The sequence below is a fragment of the Nostoc sp. genome, from assembly GCF_036917375.1.
Taxonomy (GTDB): domain Bacteria; phylum Cyanobacteriota; class Cyanobacteriia; order Cyanobacteriales; family Nostocaceae; genus Nostoc.
In genome coordinates, this window is the sequence record NZ_JBALDN010000056.1 from 71,026 (window position 1) to 89,175 (window position 18,150).

The window sequence follows — 18,150 nt, forward strand, 5'->3', positions numbered from 1 at the left end:
TTTTTCTGAGGCTGGCTCGATGCATCCTGGAAGTTGTTAACTTGATATGATTATTAATTTAAATGTAGTTGTGACAACATTTAAACATAAATTAAGTAATTAGAAAAACTTTTGATCCCATCTAAAATCCAGGAGGTCTGGTAGTTTTAGATACTATTGATAAAGTTTAACTGGAGTTTAACCCGACCTTGGCTTGCTGGTGTTTGCTAGACATTCAAATTTAAGATTAGTGTCCTCGAATACGAATAACTGTGCGCTTTGATATAGTTACGCTTTTTCCTGACTGTTTTAACTCTGTTCTCAATTCTGGGCTGCTAGGTAAAGCCTTAGCCAAACAGATTGCCGAAGTGCATCTGATTAATCCACGGGACTTTACCACTGACAAACACCGAAAGGTAGACGATGAACCCTACGGCGGCGGCGTTGGGATGCTAATGAAGCCAGAACCTATTTTTACCGCTGTGGAGTCGCTGCCGATTCTACCCCGAAGAGAAGTAATTTTGATGAGTCCACAAGGTCAAACAATTAATCAACCTCTTTTGAAAGAATTGGCGACAAATTATGACCAGTTAGTAGTGATTTGCGGGCATTACGAAGGAGTGGATGAGAGGGTACTGCATTTGGTAACTCGTGAAGTATCTTTAGGCGATTTTATTCTGACTGGTGGGGAAATTCCAGCAATGGCCTTAATTAATGGTGTAGTGCGGTTAATACCAGGGACTGTGGCCAAAACGGAGTCCTTAACAGCAGAAAGTTTTGAGGAGGGGTTATTGGATTATCCCCAATATACTCGTCCTGCCAATTTTCGCGGTTTGAAAGTGCCTGATGTCTTGCTCAGTGGAAATCACGCCGCGATCGCCCGGTGGCGTTACGAACAACAAATTCAAAAAACCCGCGATCGCCGCCCCGATCTCCTGAAGAAATTGCAGCAGGGGGAGCAGGACAAGCAGGGAAGCAAGGGAGCAGGGGAGCAGGGAGAGGAGAATAATTTCTAACTCCACACAAATGACAACTGAACAAATGGCAAATGAACAAATGACAAAAATTCGTATTGGTAATGGTTACGATATTCACCAACTGGTGAGCGATCGCCCTTTGATTTTAGGTGGAATTCAAATTCCCCATGAACTGGGTTTGTTGGGGCACAGTGACGCTGATGTGCTGACCCACGCGATTATGGATGCCATGCTTGGGGCATTATCCTTGGGGGATATTGGTCATTATTTTCCGCCTAGCGATCCCAAATGGGCGGGAGCAGATAGTTTAGTACTATTAACTCAAGTAGCTCGACTGATTCAGGATCGAGGCTGGCAGGTGGGAAATATTGATTCGGTGGTAGTAGCAGAACGTCCAAAATTAAAACCGCATATTCACAACATGCGCGACAAACTAGCGGCGGTTTTAAAATTAGAACCAAATCAAATTGCCATCAAAGCTACCACTAACGAAAAATTAGGCCCTGTTGGACGTGAAGAAGGTATATGTGCTTATGCTGTTATCTTGCTAGTTGCTTCAGAATAACTTTTCTTTTAACCTCTGATAAAGATATTCAAGACTGATGAGGATGCAAATAAATTTGAAACTATGAAATTTTTTAGAAAAATATTTCTGGCAATTAAACATTTTTGGTTGCCAATAATTTTGACTTCAATAACAGCACTTACACTTACCGCCTGCAACCCAGCTAACTTCAAAAGTGCATCTGCTCAAGTTCCGCAATTGGTAAGTAGCATTCTTAGCGATCCCAAAACTTTCAACTACCCTCTGAGTCAAGAGTTTCCCAATGTTTTTCCTCTAATTTACGAGGGGTTAATTACCCAAAACCCAATCACTGCTAAAGTCGAGCCAGCATTAGCAGAATCTTGGCAAATTTCCGATGATAAATTAAAGATTGTTTTTACCCTACGCCAAGGGTTGAAATGGTCTGATGGTCAGCCACTAACAGTAGATGATGTGGTATTTACCTACAATGATATTTACTTAAACGAAGCAATTCCTACAGATGTGAGAGACGGCTTGAGAGTTGGTGAAAGTCGGAAACTGCCCACTGTGCGAAAATTGGATGAACGCCGGGTTGAGTTTAGCGTACCAGAACCCTTTAGACCTTTTCTACTGAGTACAGGTTCACCAATTTTGCCCGCCCACATATTGCAAAAATCGGTAAAAACGAAAGACCAAGATGGGAAGCCGATTTTTCTGACACAATGGGGCGTTGATACTCCTCCCGACCAAATTATTGTCAACGGCCCTTACAAAATAGAGCGCTACGATACAAGTCAGCGTGTCGTCTTCCGGCGTAATCCCTACTACTGGCGCAAGGATGCTCAAGGCAATTCCCAGCCTTATATTGAACGAGTAATTTGGCAAATTGTGGAATCAACAGATACCTCGTTGCTGCAATTTCGTTCTGGCGGTTTAGATACTGTAGGAGTGTCACCAGATTACTTTTCTTTGCTAAAGGTGCAAGAAAAGCAGGGTAATTTCACAATTTATAATGGTGGGCCAACATCCGCTACATCGTTTGTTTGGTTTAATCTCAACAAAGGTAAAAGGGACGGAAAACCACTGGTCGATCCAGTTAAGTCTCGGTGGTTCAATAATGTGCAATTTCGGCAAGCTATAGCTTATGCAATTGACCGCCAAACAATGATTAATAACACTTTTCGCGGCTTGGGTGTGCCACAAGATTCACCGATTTCTGTGCAAAGCCCCTATTACCTTTCCCCTAAAGAAGGGTTAAAAGTTTACGATTACAATCAGCAAAAAGCAAAGGAACTGCTGCTAAAAGCAGGATTTAAGTACAACAACAATCAGTTAGTAGACGATCGCGGAAATCGCGTCCGTTTCTCTTTGCTTACCAATGCTGGAAATAAAATCCGTGAAGCAATGGGATCGCAGATTAAACAAGACTTGAGCAAAATCGGCATTCAAGTTGATTTCACTCCGTTGGCATGGAATACTTTTACTGATAAAACTTCTAACTCCTTAGATTGGGAAGCTTCTTTGATGGGTTTGACTGGTGGATTAGAACCGAATGACGGTGCTAATGTCTGGGCACCTGAAGGCGGATTACACATGTTTAATCAGAAACCCCAAGCAGGACAAAAGCCGATTCAGGGTTGGGAGGTTGCTCCTTGGGAAGCAGAAATAGGGAATCTTTACATTCAAGCTGCACGAGAATTGGACGAAGCTAAAGTTAAAGCGATTTATGCCGAAACACAGCGGATTACTCAGGAAAATTTACCTTTTATTTACTTGGTTAATCCTTATTCAATGTCAGCGGTGCGTAATCGTTTTGAAGGAATTAAATTCTCTGCTCTTGGTGGCGCATTCTGGAATATCGAACAAATTAAAGTAACGGATTAGTCATTAGTTAGTAATTAGTTAGTAATTAGTGCCATCTAACAACTGACAACTGACAACTGATAAGTAACAAAGGACAAATGACCAATGACAAATGACAAAACTTTGCGTAGTTTACCGCCGTAGGCATCGCTCTTAGAAGCGGTTGCCAATGGTAAAGTTACTCTAGATATAGAATTAGACGCACTTGAATCTTTGTCCTATAAACCTGCGGGTGAATTTATTGACCATAATTAGACAGAATTCCAGTAAATTTCATTCTATGAAATCACCCTCCATCTTTTTTGCAATTAGGCATTTTTGGTTGCCAATAATTCTGACTTCAGCAATAGCACTTACACTTACCGCCTGCAACCCAGCGAACTTTAAAAGCGCAGCTGCTCAAATACCGCAACTCGTCACCGCTGTTTTGAGTGAGCCTTCAACTTTTAACTATGCTTTAAATGAATCAGCATATAGCGTTTTTAGCTTCATCTATGACTCATTGATTAATGAGAATCCCCTAACTACAAAACTAGAGCCTGCTTTAGCAGAAGCCTGGGAAGTTTCTGAAGATGGTCAACGGATTGCGATCGCTCTGCGAGAAGGAATTAAGTGGTCAGATGGTCAGCCAATAACTGCTGATGATGTTGTCTTTACTTATAACGAAATCTATCTCAACCCCAAAATTCCCACCTCTACCAAGGATGCCCTAAGAATTGGTGATAAGGGCACTTTGCCAAAGGTCAAAAAAATCGATGAGCGCCGAGTTGAATTCAGTATATTAGAACCTTTTGCTCCTTTTTTAAGATATGTAGGTCGTATCCCAATTATGCCAGCCCATGCTCTACAGAAAGCAATTCGCACAGTTGGATCTGATGGAAATCCTAAGTTTCTCTCAATGTGGGGAACAGGCACTGATCCGAAACAAATTGTTGGTAACGGCCCATATATCATGGAAAGTTACGTTTCCAGTCAGCGAATTATATTTCGGCGTAATCCATATTACTGGCGCAAAGATGCTCAGGGTAATTCTCAGCCTTACATTGAGCGTATTATTTGGCAAATTATTGAATCTACTGAAAACCAGTTGATTAGTTTTCGCTCTGGGCAGTTGGATAATTTAGAAGTTCCTCCTGAAGGTTTCAGTTTGCTGAAGCGAGAAGAAAAACGGGCGAAGTTTAAAATTTATAACGGTGGGCCAAGTACAAGTACGAGTTTTATTGCTTTCAATCTAATTAAAGCAAAGAATTCTCAGGGTAAACCTTTTGTAGACCCAATTAAATCTATATGGTTTAATAAAAAGGAATTCAGGCAGGCTATAGCCTACGCCCTCGACCGCGAAACGATGAAAACAAATGTTTATCGGGGACTGGGTGAACTGCAAAATTCATTTGTTTATGTCAAAAGTCCCTATTTCCTGACTCCAGAAAAAGGGCTAAAGGTATATAATTACGAACCAGATAAATCGAAAAAATTATTGTTACAAGCTGGTTTCAAATATAATGACCAAAATCAGCTTTTAGATACTGATGGTAATAGAGTCAGATTTACACTCTTAACGAATTCGGAAAGAAAAGTTAGAGGAGATATGGCATCCCAAATCAGGCGGGATCTCGCTAACATTGGAGTTCAAGTAGATTTGCAAATTCTCAGCTTCAATTCCTATCTAGAAAAACTCAAAGTTACGCATAATTGGGATTGTTACCTTGGAGGATTTACTGAAGGCGGTATTGAACCCCACGATGCTAGCAAGATATGGAGAATTACTGGTGCATCCCACGCATTTAATTTGGGGCCACAACCGGGAGATCCACCCATAATTGGCTGGGAAGTTTCCGACTGGGAAAAGGAAATTGACAGGCTTTACATTAAAGGCGCACAGGTATTGGATGAAAACAAGCGCAAGGAAATTTATGATGAATATCAGCGCATTGCCTCAGAACAGTTGCCGTTTATTCATTTAGTGGAGAGGTTGAATCTGCAAGCAGTGCGCGATCGCTTCCAAGGAATTAAATATACTGCTCTTGGTGGCCCATTTTGGAATCTCTATGAACTAAAAGTAACTGATTAGGTATTGGGCATGGGGCATTGGTTATTCGCAGAGTAAGAATGACAAGTGACAATTGATAAAGAACAAAGGACAAATAACCAATGACCAATGAAAAAACTTTGCGATCGCTACTCGTTGCGGTTGCCAATGGTAAAGTTACGCCAGATAAGGCATTAGACTCACTCAAAGACTTAACTTATGAATCTGTAGGTGAATTTGCCAAAATTGACCACCATCGCCAGATCAGAACTGGTTTCCCAGAGGTGATTTGGGGCCCTGGTAAGACTCCCGATCAAATTGCTCAAATTATGGAAGTGATGCGCCTCCGTAATCCTGTAGTCATGGCAACCCGCATTGAACCAGCAGTTTATGCCGCGCTGCAATCAAAAGTTAGTGGTTTGCGATATTACGAATCGGCGCGAATTTGTGCGATCGCTCCCCCTACCATCGAACCACAATTTGCGGGTGAAATTGGCATTCTGTCTGCTGGTACCGCTGATTTACCCGTTGCTGAAGAAGCAGCTGTCACTGCTGAACTTTCTGGTTTTTGCGTCCAACGCCTCTGGGATGTTGGCGTTGCTGGGATTCACCGCTTATTAAGTAACCGTCACCTGATTGAGTCAGCATCAGTGTTGATTGTCGTGGCGGGGATGGAAGGCGCTTTACCCAGCGTTGTCGCTGGTTTAGCGAGTTGTCCCGTGATTGCCGTACCCACCAGCATTGGTTATGGCGCAAGTTTTGGTGGTTTAGCACCTTTATTGACAATGCTTAACTCTTGTGCTGCGGGAGTAGGCGTAGTAAATATCGATAATGGTTTTGGTGCAGCAGTTTTGGCGGGACAGATTTTGCGGACTGCCGAGAAATTGCGGTTGGCATCGGCTGCATCTTGAGTTAAGACATTGAAGTTATATCTAATATTTCAGTAAATATCAGTACTTAATGTAAAAAATAAACTGATACTGGAATTTTTCAGCCCTAACTTCTTAACTACCAAATATGAGCCATTACAGCGATTTGACATCTCAGTTACTTTGGCATTTGCCTGTAAATTTGACAGCACTAGCACAAACAATCACCGATCCAAACGTTATGGGTCAGATGCAAAAAGCTTGGAGCCACTTTATACAAACAGGTCAAGTGTGGGCATTGTTGATTGGTTTAGTTATTGGCTATATGATTCGGAATCTAACTAGCTACGGTTAAAGAAATTTTAGATTTTGGATTTTAGATTTTAGATTAATCCAAAATCTAAAATCCAAAATTGATGCCCTCCCCTGATAATTTATGACCAAAAAAGAAACTTGGAGCCAGCGGTTTGAATCAGCGTTACATCCAGCGATCGCTCGTTTTAATGCCAGTATAAGTTTTGATATTGAATTAATCGAATATGACCTCACTGGTTCTCAAGCTCATGCCAAAATGCTTGCTCACACAGGCATCATCTCCCCAGAAGAAGGAGAGCACCTGGTTGCCGGTTTAGAACAAATTCGCCAAGAGTACCGCCAGGGGAAATTTCAGCCTGGTGTCGATGCTGAAGATGTGCATTTTGCAGTTGAACGCCGACTGACAGAAATTGTTGGCGATGTGGGTAAAAAGGTGCATACAGCGCGATCGCGTAATGACCAAGTTGGCACCGACACCAGACTCTACCTCCGCGACCAAATCCAACAAATTAAAAGCGAATTGCGAGAATTTCAAGGTGTTTTACTAGATATAGCTGAAAAGCACGTTGAAACCCTGATTCCTGGCTATACTCACCTCCAACGCGCCCAACCCCTGAGTTTAGCTCATCACCTCTTGGCATACTTTCAAATGGCGCAACGTGACTGGGAACGTTTAGGAGATGTTTCTCGCCGTGTGAATATTTCACCTTTGGGATGTGGGGCTTTAGCAGGAACTACTTTCCCTATCGATCGCCACTACACAGCCAAACTCTTGAATTTTGACGATATTTATGCTAACAGCCTCGATGGAGTGAGCGATCGCGATTTTGCGATCGAATTCTTGTGCGCTGCTAGCTTGATTATGGTTCACCTCAGCCGCCTTGCAGAAGAAGTTATTCTTTGGTCATCTGAAGAATTTCGCTTCGTCACCCTCAAAGATAGCTGTGCTACAGGTTCCAGTATCATGCCCCAAAAGAAAAACCCCGATGTCCCAGAATTGGTGCGGGGGAAAACAGGACGTGTATTCGGTCATCTCCAGGCGATGTTAGTCATCATGAAAGGGCTACCCCTGGCATACAACAAAGACTTACAAGAAGATAAAGAAGGTCTATTTGATAGCGTCAACACAGTCAAAGCCTCTCTAGAAGCGATGACGATTTTGCTCAGGGAAGGCTTAGAATTTCGTACCCAGCGGTTAGCATCAGCTGTGGCAGAAGATTTTTCTAATGCTACCGATGTAGCAGATTATCTGGCAGCACGGGGCGTTCCTTTTCGGGAAGCTTACAACCTTGTAGGTAAGGTGGTAAAAACTAGTATTGCCGCAGGTAAACTCTTAAAAGATTTGAAATTGGAAGAGTGGCAACAACTACACCCAGCATTTGCAGCAGATATTTATGAGGCGATTTCCCCTCGTCAAGTTGTTGCTGCGCGTAACAGTTACGGTGGCACTGGCTTTGCACAGGTAAACAAAGCACTCACAGCCGCCCGTGCTCAAATTGCTCAATAGAGGGATTGGGGAGTGGGGGATAAGGGAGACAAGGGGAATTATTGAATAAATCTCTCCCTTGTCTTTTCTCTATACCCATTGGTGTCAACTTAACGTGAAACCGCTTGTCCGCCGGGAATTGAAATTCCCGTCTCATAGCTAAAGTCATCTGAAGATGACTAAATATCGCCAAAAATCTCCAGTCTACTTCAGTAGACTTAAGCTATTAGCCCGAAAATTTATTGACGGGCGGGCATGGAAGCCAACAGATAAGCTATTTCCAGCTTAAGTTGACACCAATGCTCTATACCCAATGCCCATTTGCCCCATGCCCAAAAATAAACCAAAAATAAATAAGGGCGTACAAATAGATGTGCGCCCTAAAAGGTAAATAACCCAAACAATAAGGATTTAGGCAGGCAACTTATTCAGTGTCAGCTGCTGCTGCGCCTTCTTCTTCCTCACTCTTTGGTGGTCTTTGTTGGAACCTTCTCTGCATTCTTCCTGTCGTAGTTCGTTTACGAAACTTTCTGGCATACGCCTGGTTACGTAGCGCCTTTTCTTTTTTCGGGTTACGGCGCTTGGCCATGTTCACCTCTATTAATAAACAACAAAAAAGTAGCAACTAGGCATCACGTAGGCAATATTAGCTACCAATGTTATTGATATAATTTTAGCCTAGTGCAGCAATGAATACGCTTTAAACAGTGTACTAGTCTATCGCATTAGACCTAACTTTGTCAATAAAAATTCTGAATTATCCCCGCCAGTAAGACGAAAAATATCTTTTCTGAGATTCCAATCTGTCAACTGATTGTAAATTATAGGAATCCGGTTTGATTCCTGAATTTACTTGCGTGGACAGGTAACAGGAAAAAAGGCATAGATCCGTACTGAGTCTTGTTCAAAAATCAAATAGGAGTCTTATAGCTCTTTAGTGGTTGTTCTTGAAAATAACTAATATTATTAAAAAATAATTCAAGAGTGGGTCATCAAAACTCAGGAGGCATAGCTAAGTTTAAGCATAGAGTCTAATTTTTGATTTAGTGGTCTTTAATTAATTGTAGGTTTTAAACCTTACTTAAGTGCCTATTATAAATTCAGAATTGAGAATTTGGAATTTTGACTTATTATTCGTATTATTTTTTTAATATATTCTAAAAATCTATTATTAACAGTTAGTTTCAGCAACACTAACGCTAGCTATGAACTGAAAATTTACCTGCTTCAAAAAATATCATGTATATATAAATACAGTGCTTCTCATGAAACTTGATGTTAGAATTGATAATATTCTACGTAAATCGTGAGAATAAAATCTCAATCCACAAACATTTTTGTATAAAACAAAACTCAACAAAATTTTTATTAGTTGAGCAGATGTAAGTGGTAGGGAACTATAGAATACAACACAAAACTTTGAAGATTGAACGTTATTGCTTTTTTTCCGGCAGCTGTAGAGTCCACACGTAGCTTATGGCGTCTTGGACAAACAGTATTGGGTATAATATTTCGTCATCCCATTACTGGCACTAGTATCATCCCAATTTTACCCGATGGTCGGATTGTACTGATCCGACGGCGCGACAATGGTCTTTGGTCATTGCCTGGAGGGATTGTAGATTGGGGAGAAGATATTCCCAATACAGTGCGCCGGGAATTAATGGAGGAAACCGGGCTAGAATTGGTGAAAATTAACCGTTTAGTAGGAGTTTACTCTGCACCAGACCGCGATCCCAGAATCCATTCAATTTGTATTGTGGTTGAAGCCGAGGTGCATGGGACAATGGAGATTCAAGACACTTTAGAAGTCATGGAAATCCAAGCTTTCTCTCCCAGTTTACTACCTTCAGGAAAGATGTCTCACGACCATACTCGGCAGTTGCAAGACTACTTGAATGGCTTGACAACACTGGCTTAATAATATTTTGTCATTTGTCATTCGTCATTTGTCATTGGTTATTTGCCACCAAAGTTATATTTAAGGAATCCTTTCTTCTCTACGAGAGGCTTCCCCAAGGAGATGCTAAACGAATCGCACCACACCTTTGTGTTTGTAATTTAACTAATGACTAATGACTAATGACTAATAACTAATGACTATTTATTATGATGCTAAAAGTTAACTACTAAATAAAATGGATACACTATTCCGTAACTCCCGGAGAAAGCTCTCTCAAGGGCTACTTTTCTGGCGTGAAGTCGGTGAAAAAACTCCTATAATTTTTTTACATGGTGCTTGGAATGAGAGCAGTCAATGGTTATCTGTGATGGAATCCCTGGCACAAGATTTCCATTGTTTTGCACCTGATTTATTAGGGTTTGGTGAATCAGAAAATCCTAATATCCACCATTCGATAGATTTACAAGTTGAGTGTCTAGCTGAATTTTTGCAAGCTGTGAAGCTAGAAAAAGTATATTTAGTAGGACATTCTCTTGGGGGTTGGATTGCTGCTAGCTATGCTTTAAAGTATCCAGAGAAAGTTGATGGTGTGGTACTGCTAGCACCAGAGGGTGTAGAAATAGCAGGACAAGAAGAGTATTGCCAGAAGATGCGGCGATTATTGAATTATCCACCACTAGTAGTTAAATTGTTGCGATCGCTCAGTCCTTTGACTAAAATCCTGGGTTGGCATGAAAAAATTGCACAAGACTTGCAGTTGCGTCAATCGCTATTGCCGTATCCTATAGGTTGCCAGTTACTTTTCAAACGGCGACAAGTAGAAATTGAGGCGGAATTACTGCAAAAGCAGCTTTATATGATAGATGTCCCAGTTTTTATTTTACAGGGTGGGCAAGATACACCAGATGCTTTAGCCAGAAGCCGTGTTTATGCTCAACTGATACCGAAAGTCGAGTTGAAAATGATTGCCCATGCGGGAAATGACTTGCCAGAATCTTGTGCTGAGGTTGTGGCGAGCGAAATTCGGGACTTTATTCAAGGTATTTTAAAAAGTCATAATTTCAACGAATTAAACTAGCTCATTCAGGGTTTGTTGCCAATCTACTACACATATTCCTTCGCTCTGAAACCGTGATATATGTTTCAAGTTTGTTGTTACAATTATGACTTGAGCAAAACTCTTCAATTGGAGAATTGCCTGAGCAGCAAGAATTACATCACCATCCAAACTTTCATTGCTTGCTGTAGGTTTTCCCTGGTTTCTTACCCATGCCCATAATTCGGCTGTTTTTCGCATCGTTTCGGGAGTCATGGGTAAACTTCTCTCTTCATTTTATTCCATCTGTGCTATCATCCATTACTATTTCGCGCATTCCCCAGAAAATCAAATTTGCTTCCATAATTAAAATATCTGCAATTTCAGGATGTAAGGCTTGCAGATAATTTAGTAATAAAGTGCGATCGCCCCCTTTAATCGCAATCTTAGCATCAGGAAATAAATCCCACCACGCCTCCATAAAATCTTCGATTCCAGCTAATACTGTGTAAATAACTCCGCTTTGAATTGCTTCTGTAGTATTCAGCGCAAAACGTGGTGGTAGAGACGGAAAGCTTTGGATTTCTACTAATGGTAATTGTCCTGTTTGTTGACCGAGAGTTGCAAATTGCAAACCTAATCCCGGCAAAATTGCACCTCCAACTAGACACTGATTAGTATCCACAGCCGTGAAAGTTAGCGCTGTCCCAGCATCAATTACCAACATTGGAAAACCCCAAGTTTTCGCCGCACCCCACAAAGCTAAAGCGCGGTCAATTCCTAGTGTGGGATACACGCCTTTTAGTGGTATTTGCTCTAAGGTAATAATGCGAACGTTTGGGTAAGTTTGCCAAATAGCAGTTTGGCTGGGAACTACCGAGGCAAGGAGAAGAGGGCACGGAGGCAGAGAGACAAAAGCGCAAAGGCGTGGAGTATTTGTGAGAAAATTACTTTGTTGATGGCTTGGAGAAATTGCCAGTAATAAATCATCTAGGGTTTGACAGTCAGCTAGATGTTGTATGACAGACTCAGAAAAATAGTCGGTATCCCAAGCTGAGTAAAGTGTCTCGCCAATAAACAATGCCCAATGCAGCCGCGAATTACCAATTTCCAAGGCTAGCCAAATTTCCTCTCTGTGGCTCTGTGGTTTCACACTTTTAACTTTTTTAAGTCAACTATAGATTTTTTCATAAAAATTAACATTAAAGCCGTGTAACAATAAAAGAAGAGGAAGAAATACTCATTGTGTCAAGGAGGGAGTTATGGTAGCGCTCACCGAAAAAACTGAAAAACGGCTCACCATACAGACTGTAGAGATTGCTCAAGAGACGACGGCAATTCGTTCTTTGGATTGGGATCGCGATCGCTTCGATATTGAGTTTGGTCTGCAAAACGGTACTACTTATAACTCGTTTCTCATTCGTGGGGAGCAGACTGCCTTAGTTGATACCTCCCATGAAAAGTTTCGTCAACTATACTTTGATACGCTCACTGGACTAATCAACCCAACAGAGATTGATTATTTAATTATCAGCCACACGGAACCAGACCACAGCGGTTTAGTTAAAGATTTGCTGCAAATGGCTCCAGAAATAACCGTTGTTGGTTCTAAAGTGGCGATTCAGTTTCTTGAAGATTTGGTACATCAGCCATTTAAGCGGCGGATTGTGAAAAATGGCGATCGCTTAGATTTGGGCAATGGGCATGAATTTGAATTCGTGATTGCTCCCAATTTACATTGGCCGGATACCATCTTCAGTTTCGACCACAAAACCAAAACTCTCTACACCTGCGATGCTTTTGGGTTGCACTACTGCTCAGATAGCACTTTTGATGAAGACTTGGCAGCGATCGAAGAAGATTTTCATTACTACTACGATTGCTTAATGGGGCCGAATGCCCGCTCGGTTTTGTCTGCCCTGAAGCGGATGGCGGAGCTGAAAACCATCGACACGATCGCTACAGGGCACGGGCCATTATTATCTCACCATGTTGAAGAACTAGTTGGACGTTACCGCACTTGGAGCCAAAGCCAAACCAAGGCAGAAACAACAATTGGGATATTTTACGTTTCTGAATACGGATATAGCGATCGCCTCGCGCAAGCAATTGCCAACGGTATCGGTAAAACCGGTGTCGCAGTGGAAATTGTCGATTTGGGATCGGAAGTCGATTTACAAGAACTGCGGGAACTAGTTAGCCGCTGTGCTGGACTAGTCGTTGGATTACCTCCGGCTTCTGGCGCTGCGAATATCCAAGCTGCACTCAGCACAGTTTTAGGATCTGCCAAAGAAAAGCAAGCTATCGGCGTATTTGAAACCGGTGGTGGCGATGATGAGCCAATAGATCCTTTGGTGAGTAAATTCCGCAATTTGGGTTTGACAACAGTTTTTCCAGCGATTCGGATTAAACAAACGCCTACGGAAAATACCTACAAGTTGTGTGAAGAAGCGGGTACAGACTTAGCTCAATGGGTAACACGCGATCGCAACATCAAAGCCATGAAATCTCTTGGTGCTGACTTAGATAAAGCACTAGGTAGAATTAGCGGCGGGTTATATATTATAACTGCCAAAAAAGGCGATGTATCCAGTGCGATGTTAGCCTCCTGGGTTGCTCAAGCTAGCTTCAAACCCTTGGGATTTTCCATTGCAGTCGCCAAAGATCGGGCAATTGAATCACTTATGCAAGTAGGCGATCGCTTTGTTCTCAACGTTTTAGAAGAAGGCAATTTCCAACCATTAATGAAACACTTTTTGAAACGGTTCGCCCCTGGGGCCGATCGTTTTGAAGGTGTGAGAACTCAGCCAGCCGAAAATGGTGCGCCCATCCTCAACGATGCCCTCGCCTACATGGAGTGTGAAGTCATCAGCAGAATGGATTGCGGCGACCATTGGGCAGTATACAGCACAGTCTACGCCGGACGGGTTTCTAAGCCAGATGCTTTGACTGCTGTGCATCACCGTAAAGTTGGCAACCACTATTAATTTTGGATTTTGGATTTTGGATTTAAGATTAATAATCCAAAATCCAAAAATACTCAATAAAGCATTTGTGCAATATAGCCCTTCCTACTTAATATATATCCCGAATTTAGATGTTGAATTAATAATCCAAAATCTAAAATCTAAAATCTAAAATTGTTTCAGCCATGTCAAAAAATAAACCCCGTGACGTTCAAGTTTTCCCCATTGCTACAGATACGAGAATACTGCGATCGCGTAGTTGGTCAAGGCTGAGATTTGAAATTGAATATGCTCTTGCTAAGGGTACAACTGCTAATTCTTATTTAATTGAAAGTGAGAAAAGCGCTATTATCGATCCTCCAGGGGAAACCTTTACGCAAATTTATTTAGAAGCTTTGCAACAACGTTTCCATCTCGAAGATTTAGATTATGTAATTTTGGGACATGTAAATCCTAACCGGGCTACAACTTTAAAAGCTTTGTTAGAAATTGCCCCGCAAATCACCTTTGTGTGTTCTAATCCAGGGGCGAGAAATTTACGTGCGGCGCTGGAAAATCCAGATTTGCAAATTCTTGTCATGCGTGGCGAAGAAACTCTAGATTTGGGTAACGGGCATAATTTACAATTTATTCCCACCCCCAATCCCCGTTATGCAGATCAACTTTGTACCTACGACCCGCAAACAGAAATTCTGTACACAGATAAGTTATTCGGGGCGCACGTTTGTGGAGATCAGGTATTTGATGAAGGCTGGGAAGTATATAACGAGGATCGGCGCTATTATTTTGATTGCCTCATGGCTCCCCACGCCCGTCAAGTTGAGACAGCGCTGGATAAAATTGCTGATTTTCCCGTGCGAATGTATGCCAATGGACACGGGCCTTTGGTGCGCTATGGCTTAATCGACCTAACCAAAGCTTATCGGGAATGGAGTCAACAGCAAACTTCTGCTGACTTGACAGTAGCGCTAATTTATGCATCAGCTTATGGGAATACGGCAACATTAGCTCAAGCGATCGCTCGTGGTATTACAAAAGCTGGCGTTGCCGTAGAATCGATTAACTGCGAATTTACTGAACCAGAAGAAATCCGGGCGGCTGTGGAAAAAGCCGGTGGTTTCATCATCGGTTCTCCTACTCTCGGCGGTCATGCACCGACACCTGTACAAACAGCTTTAGGAATTGTCTTATCCACCGCTACTAACAATAAACTCGCTGGTGCTTTTGGTTCCTTTGGCTGGAGTGGGGAAGCGGTTGATTTAATTGAGAGTAAATTAAAAGATGCTGGCTATCGGTTTGGTTTTGATACCATCCGCGTAAAATTCAAACCCGACGATGCCACCTTACAATTATGTGAAGAAGCTGGAACCGACTTTGCCCAAGCGCTGAAGAAAGCGAGAAAAGTGCGATCGCCAAGTCAACCTGCGACAACTGTAGAACAAGCAGTTGGTCGGATTGTCGGTTCTCTTTGCGTTCTCACAGCCAAAGAAGGCGATCGCTCCAGTGCCATGTTAGCTTCTTGGGTATCTCAAGCTAGCTTTAATCCACCTGGTTTAACGATCGCTGTTGCCAAAGACCGCGCAGTAGAAACACTGACGCATACAGGAAATAAATTTGTCCTTAACATCCTCAAAGAAGGGAATCACTTGGGATTGATGAAGCACTTCCTTAAACCTTTTGGCCCAGGACAAGACCGATTTGCTGATGTCGCCGCCGAAGAAGCTGAAAGCGGTTCTCCCATACTTACCGATGCCCTAGCATATCTCGAATGTTCTGTACAAAATCGAATGGAATCTGGCGACCACTGGCTGGTTTATGCGACTGTTGAGAGCGGCAAATTGCTAGATACTGATGGCGTTACAGCCGTGCATCATCGCAAGTCGGCAACTCATTATTAATTGGGAATGGGGAATGGGTATTAGTAAATTCTTCCCCAGTCTCTAGAAATGAAGTTTCGACATCTCAGCATTCAGATTTCTGAGCTTAAAGTGTCAAATCTTATTATTAGTGTGCCTATTTTTCCACTGAAAACTCAAAGTTTGGAAAGCGATCGCATATCATTTTGTTTTCACGAATCGTCTATTGGTAAGCTTGTCTGGAGAGATGCGATCGCTAAGTTAAAGAATTTATTTGCGACTGTATCTTTTAGAGTCTTTTGAGTGAAAAGGGATGCAGCCTTTCAGATTTGCTCATAAGCAGACAAAAAATCCTCTCTTGAGATCCCCGATTGAGTACAGATGGATCTCAACGTTAAACGCTGAAAAGTTCGGGGAGAATGTAAGACTTACACACAATAAATCCTGCAACCCCTTAAAAAGTTGGCTTTTAGGGTTGTGGCTATTTGCTAAAGCTGTAAATTTGTTGCGTCTCCAAGCGATCGCTAATTGAAGAAGGCAGTGTACCATCCGCAAATGTCTGCCGATCTAGTTGGACTTGTAAATTACTTAAAGGATCGCAACCAGAGGAAATCAGAAATTCTAATTTCTGGATGTAAGGCACAGTTGCGAGATTGTCCAGAATTTGGAAGATCGCCTGTATATAAGGATGACCATCCTGGCGATACCAATCACAGCTAGCAACTTTTGCCTGATCGAAACCCAAGTGTACTGTTAAAGATGGCTCGTCAAATATAGCGATCGCTAAGGGACGCGCTTCTTCCTGTAACAATAGATCGTTACTTCTGGCTAAGTGTCGCAGTTTTTCTAAGCGTTCATAACGTTCCGTCACAGCTTCTGGGTCATCTTGCCAGTGGATTGCTACTGTTACTAGATAAGTTTGTAACAGCATGTGACCCAGCTTTTTCGCCTTTGTCGCTAGATAATAGGAATTGTAGTCGTTTGCCTCAATTAACAATGGCACGCGATCGACTACTTCCAACCCATAACCCTTAACTCCAGCAATTTTACGGGGATTGTTAGTAATTAAACGAATCTTTTTAATGCCCAAATCCATGAGCATTTGTGCCCCCATACCGTAGTCTCGCAAGTCAGCTGGAAATCCCAAACGCTCATTTGCCTCTACTGTATCTAGTCCCATATCCTGCAACGAGTAGGCTTTCAGCTTGTTAATCAACCCGATTCCCCGCCCTTCTTGACGCAGGTATACAACTACACCTTGACCAGCAGACTCAATCATTTTCAGTGCAGCTACCAGCTGCATCCGACAGTCGCAGCGCAAAGAACCCAAGGCGTCACCAGTTAGGCATTCTGAGTGCATCCGCACCATCACTGGCTCATCTTTAAAATTAGCTGGATCGCCCTTGACAATTGCAACGTGTTCTGTATTATCCAGAGTATGACGATAGGCGTAAATTTCAAACTGACCGAATTGACTAGGCAATTTAGTAATAACTTCACGATAGACTAGGCGATCGTGCTGTAAGCGATAGCTGATTAAATCCGCAATACTAATAATTTTTAAATTGTGACGTTTAGCGTATTCAACCAACTGCTGCAACCGCGCCATTGAACCATCAGAGTTTTGAATTTCACAAATTACCCCCGCCGGGTATAGCCCTGCTAGCCTAGCTAAGTCCACAGCCGCTTCTGTATGTCCTGCGCGTTTGAGTACGCCTCCAACCTTAGCCCGAATCGGAAAAATATGACCAGGACGACGTAAATCGGTGGGTTTTGTCGCTGGATTGAGAGTGACCTGGATAGTCCGAGCGCGATCTTCTGCTGAAATGCCTGTGGAGACACCTAATTCTGGCCCAGCATCAATACTGACAGTGAAGGCAGTTTGGTTAGTATCTGTAATGTTGCTTACCATCAAGGGTAAGTCTAGCTCGTCTAGGCGATCGCCTGTCATTGCCAAACAAATTAGTCCTCTTGCTTCCACCGCCATAAAATTAATCATGTCGGGTGTGGCAAATTGGGCAGCACAAATTAAGTCGCCTTCATTTTCTCTATTTTCATCATCTACCACTACAATGACGCGACCAGCTTTTAGGTCTGCTAAAGCGGCATCAATCGAATCAAATTTAAAAGCTTGGGTAGGATTAGGCTGTGACACAGAAAGATTTCCAGCTATAAACGTAAATTTTTTTAACAATTTCTTCTTTTAGATTGTAGCTCCTTTATAAGGCAGAGAAGTAGACTAGCAATGATTTGATAAGGGGGCGAAAATTTTTGCCATTAAAAATGGCGGTAAAGTGCAGCGACAGTCAAGGATGAAGGGGATGAGGAATAATAATCATTTGTTT

14 protein-coding genes and 1 pseudogene are annotated in these 18,150 nt (G+C 42.3%); 11 read left to right on the plus strand and 4 right to left on the minus strand.

The window, feature by feature from the left end:
- The first annotated feature begins 251 nt into the window (after window positions 1-251).
- The 7 genes from trmD (at window position 252) to argH (ending at window position 8,065) form a co-directional block, all read left to right on the plus strand.
- Window positions 252-995, plus strand: coding sequence for a tRNA (guanosine(37)-N1)-methyltransferase TrmD (trmD, locus tag V7K45_RS14635; RefSeq protein WP_335004525.1), 744 nt, complete (start codon window positions 252-254; stop codon window positions 993-995).
- A gap of 40 nt (window positions 996-1,035) precedes the next feature.
- Entirely contained in the window at window positions 1,036-1,521 is a 486-nt protein-coding gene (ispF, locus tag V7K45_RS14640; protein WP_335004528.1) for a 2-C-methyl-D-erythritol 2,4-cyclodiphosphate synthase, read from the plus strand.
- Between the two features lie 63 nt (window positions 1,522-1,584).
- Window positions 1,585-3,366: an ABC transporter substrate-binding protein gene (locus V7K45_RS14645; RefSeq protein ID WP_335004530.1), complete on the plus strand. Its 1,782-nt coding sequence runs from the start codon at window positions 1,585-1,587 to the stop codon at window positions 3,364-3,366.
- 259 nt (window positions 3,367-3,625) lie between these two features.
- Window positions 3,626-5,416, plus strand: a complete 1,791-nt coding sequence (locus tag V7K45_RS14650; protein WP_335004532.1) for an ABC transporter substrate-binding protein — start codon at window positions 3,626-3,628, stop codon at window positions 5,414-5,416.
- An 80-nt stretch (window positions 5,417-5,496) separates the two neighbouring features.
- On the plus strand, window positions 5,497-6,285 hold the full coding sequence (gene larB, locus V7K45_RS14655; RefSeq protein WP_335004534.1) for a nickel pincer cofactor biosynthesis protein LarB: 789 nt from the start codon (window positions 5,497-5,499) through the stop codon (window positions 6,283-6,285).
- A gap of 106 nt (window positions 6,286-6,391) precedes the next feature.
- Complete coding sequence (locus tag V7K45_RS14660) at window positions 6,392-6,598, plus strand: hypothetical protein (protein WP_335004536.1); 207 nt, start codon at window positions 6,392-6,394, stop codon at window positions 6,596-6,598.
- An 81-nt stretch (window positions 6,599-6,679) separates the two neighbouring features.
- Window positions 6,680-8,065 (plus strand): argininosuccinate lyase, encoded by a 1,386-nt coding sequence (gene argH, locus V7K45_RS14665; RefSeq protein WP_335004538.1) that lies wholly within the window; start codon window positions 6,680-6,682, stop codon window positions 8,063-8,065.
- 403 nt (window positions 8,066-8,468) lie between these two features.
- Here argH and V7K45_RS14670 read toward each other — a convergent pair whose 3' ends face one another.
- Window positions 8,469-8,633 carry a hypothetical protein gene (locus V7K45_RS14670; protein WP_167407613.1) on the minus strand — a complete coding sequence of 55 codons (165 nt, stop codon included), beginning with the start codon at window positions 8,631-8,633 and terminating at the stop codon, window positions 8,469-8,471.
- A gap of 837 nt (window positions 8,634-9,470) precedes the next feature.
- Between V7K45_RS14670 and V7K45_RS14675 the strand changes: the two genes are divergently transcribed.
- Together V7K45_RS14675 and V7K45_RS14680 are read left to right on the plus strand one after the other, a co-directional pair.
- Window positions 9,471-9,965, plus strand: coding sequence for an NUDIX hydrolase (locus V7K45_RS14675; RefSeq protein ID WP_335004540.1), 495 nt, complete (start codon window positions 9,471-9,473; stop codon window positions 9,963-9,965).
- A gap of 217 nt (window positions 9,966-10,182) precedes the next feature.
- A complete protein-coding gene (locus V7K45_RS14680) occupies window positions 10,183-11,025 on the plus strand; it encodes an alpha/beta fold hydrolase (protein ID WP_335004542.1) in 843 nt (280 codons plus the stop codon).
- On the opposite strand, the pseudogene V7K45_RS14685 reads toward V7K45_RS14680, so the two are convergent.
- Window positions 11,017-11,265, minus strand: a pseudogene (locus V7K45_RS14685) (type II toxin-antitoxin system VapC family toxin); the annotation flags it as partial. The gene V7K45_RS14680 and the pseudogene V7K45_RS14685 overlap by 9 nt on opposite strands.
- Before the next feature lie 10 nt (window positions 11,266-11,275).
- Window positions 11,276-12,136, minus strand: coding sequence for a pantothenate kinase (locus V7K45_RS14690; RefSeq protein WP_335004546.1), 861 nt, complete (start codon window positions 12,134-12,136; stop codon window positions 11,276-11,278).
- 109 nt (window positions 12,137-12,245) lie between these two features.
- Between V7K45_RS14690 and V7K45_RS14695 the strand changes: the two genes are divergently transcribed.
- Together V7K45_RS14695 and V7K45_RS14700 are read left to right on the plus strand one after the other, a co-directional pair.
- Window positions 12,246-13,970: a diflavin flavoprotein gene (locus V7K45_RS14695; RefSeq protein WP_335004548.1), complete on the plus strand. Its 1,725-nt coding sequence runs from the start codon at window positions 12,246-12,248 to the stop codon at window positions 13,968-13,970.
- Window positions 13,971-14,134: 164 nt separating this feature from the next.
- A complete protein-coding gene (locus V7K45_RS14700) occupies window positions 14,135-15,847 on the plus strand; it encodes a diflavin flavoprotein (protein ID WP_335004550.1) in 1,713 nt (570 codons plus the stop codon).
- 439 nt (window positions 15,848-16,286) lie between these two features.
- Here V7K45_RS14700 and ribBA read toward each other — a convergent pair whose 3' ends face one another.
- Entirely contained in the window at window positions 16,287-17,960 is a 1,674-nt protein-coding gene (gene ribBA / locus V7K45_RS14705; RefSeq protein ID WP_335004552.1) for a bifunctional 3,4-dihydroxy-2-butanone-4-phosphate synthase/GTP cyclohydrolase II, read from the minus strand.
- Window positions 17,961-18,150: the final 190 nt, after the last annotated feature.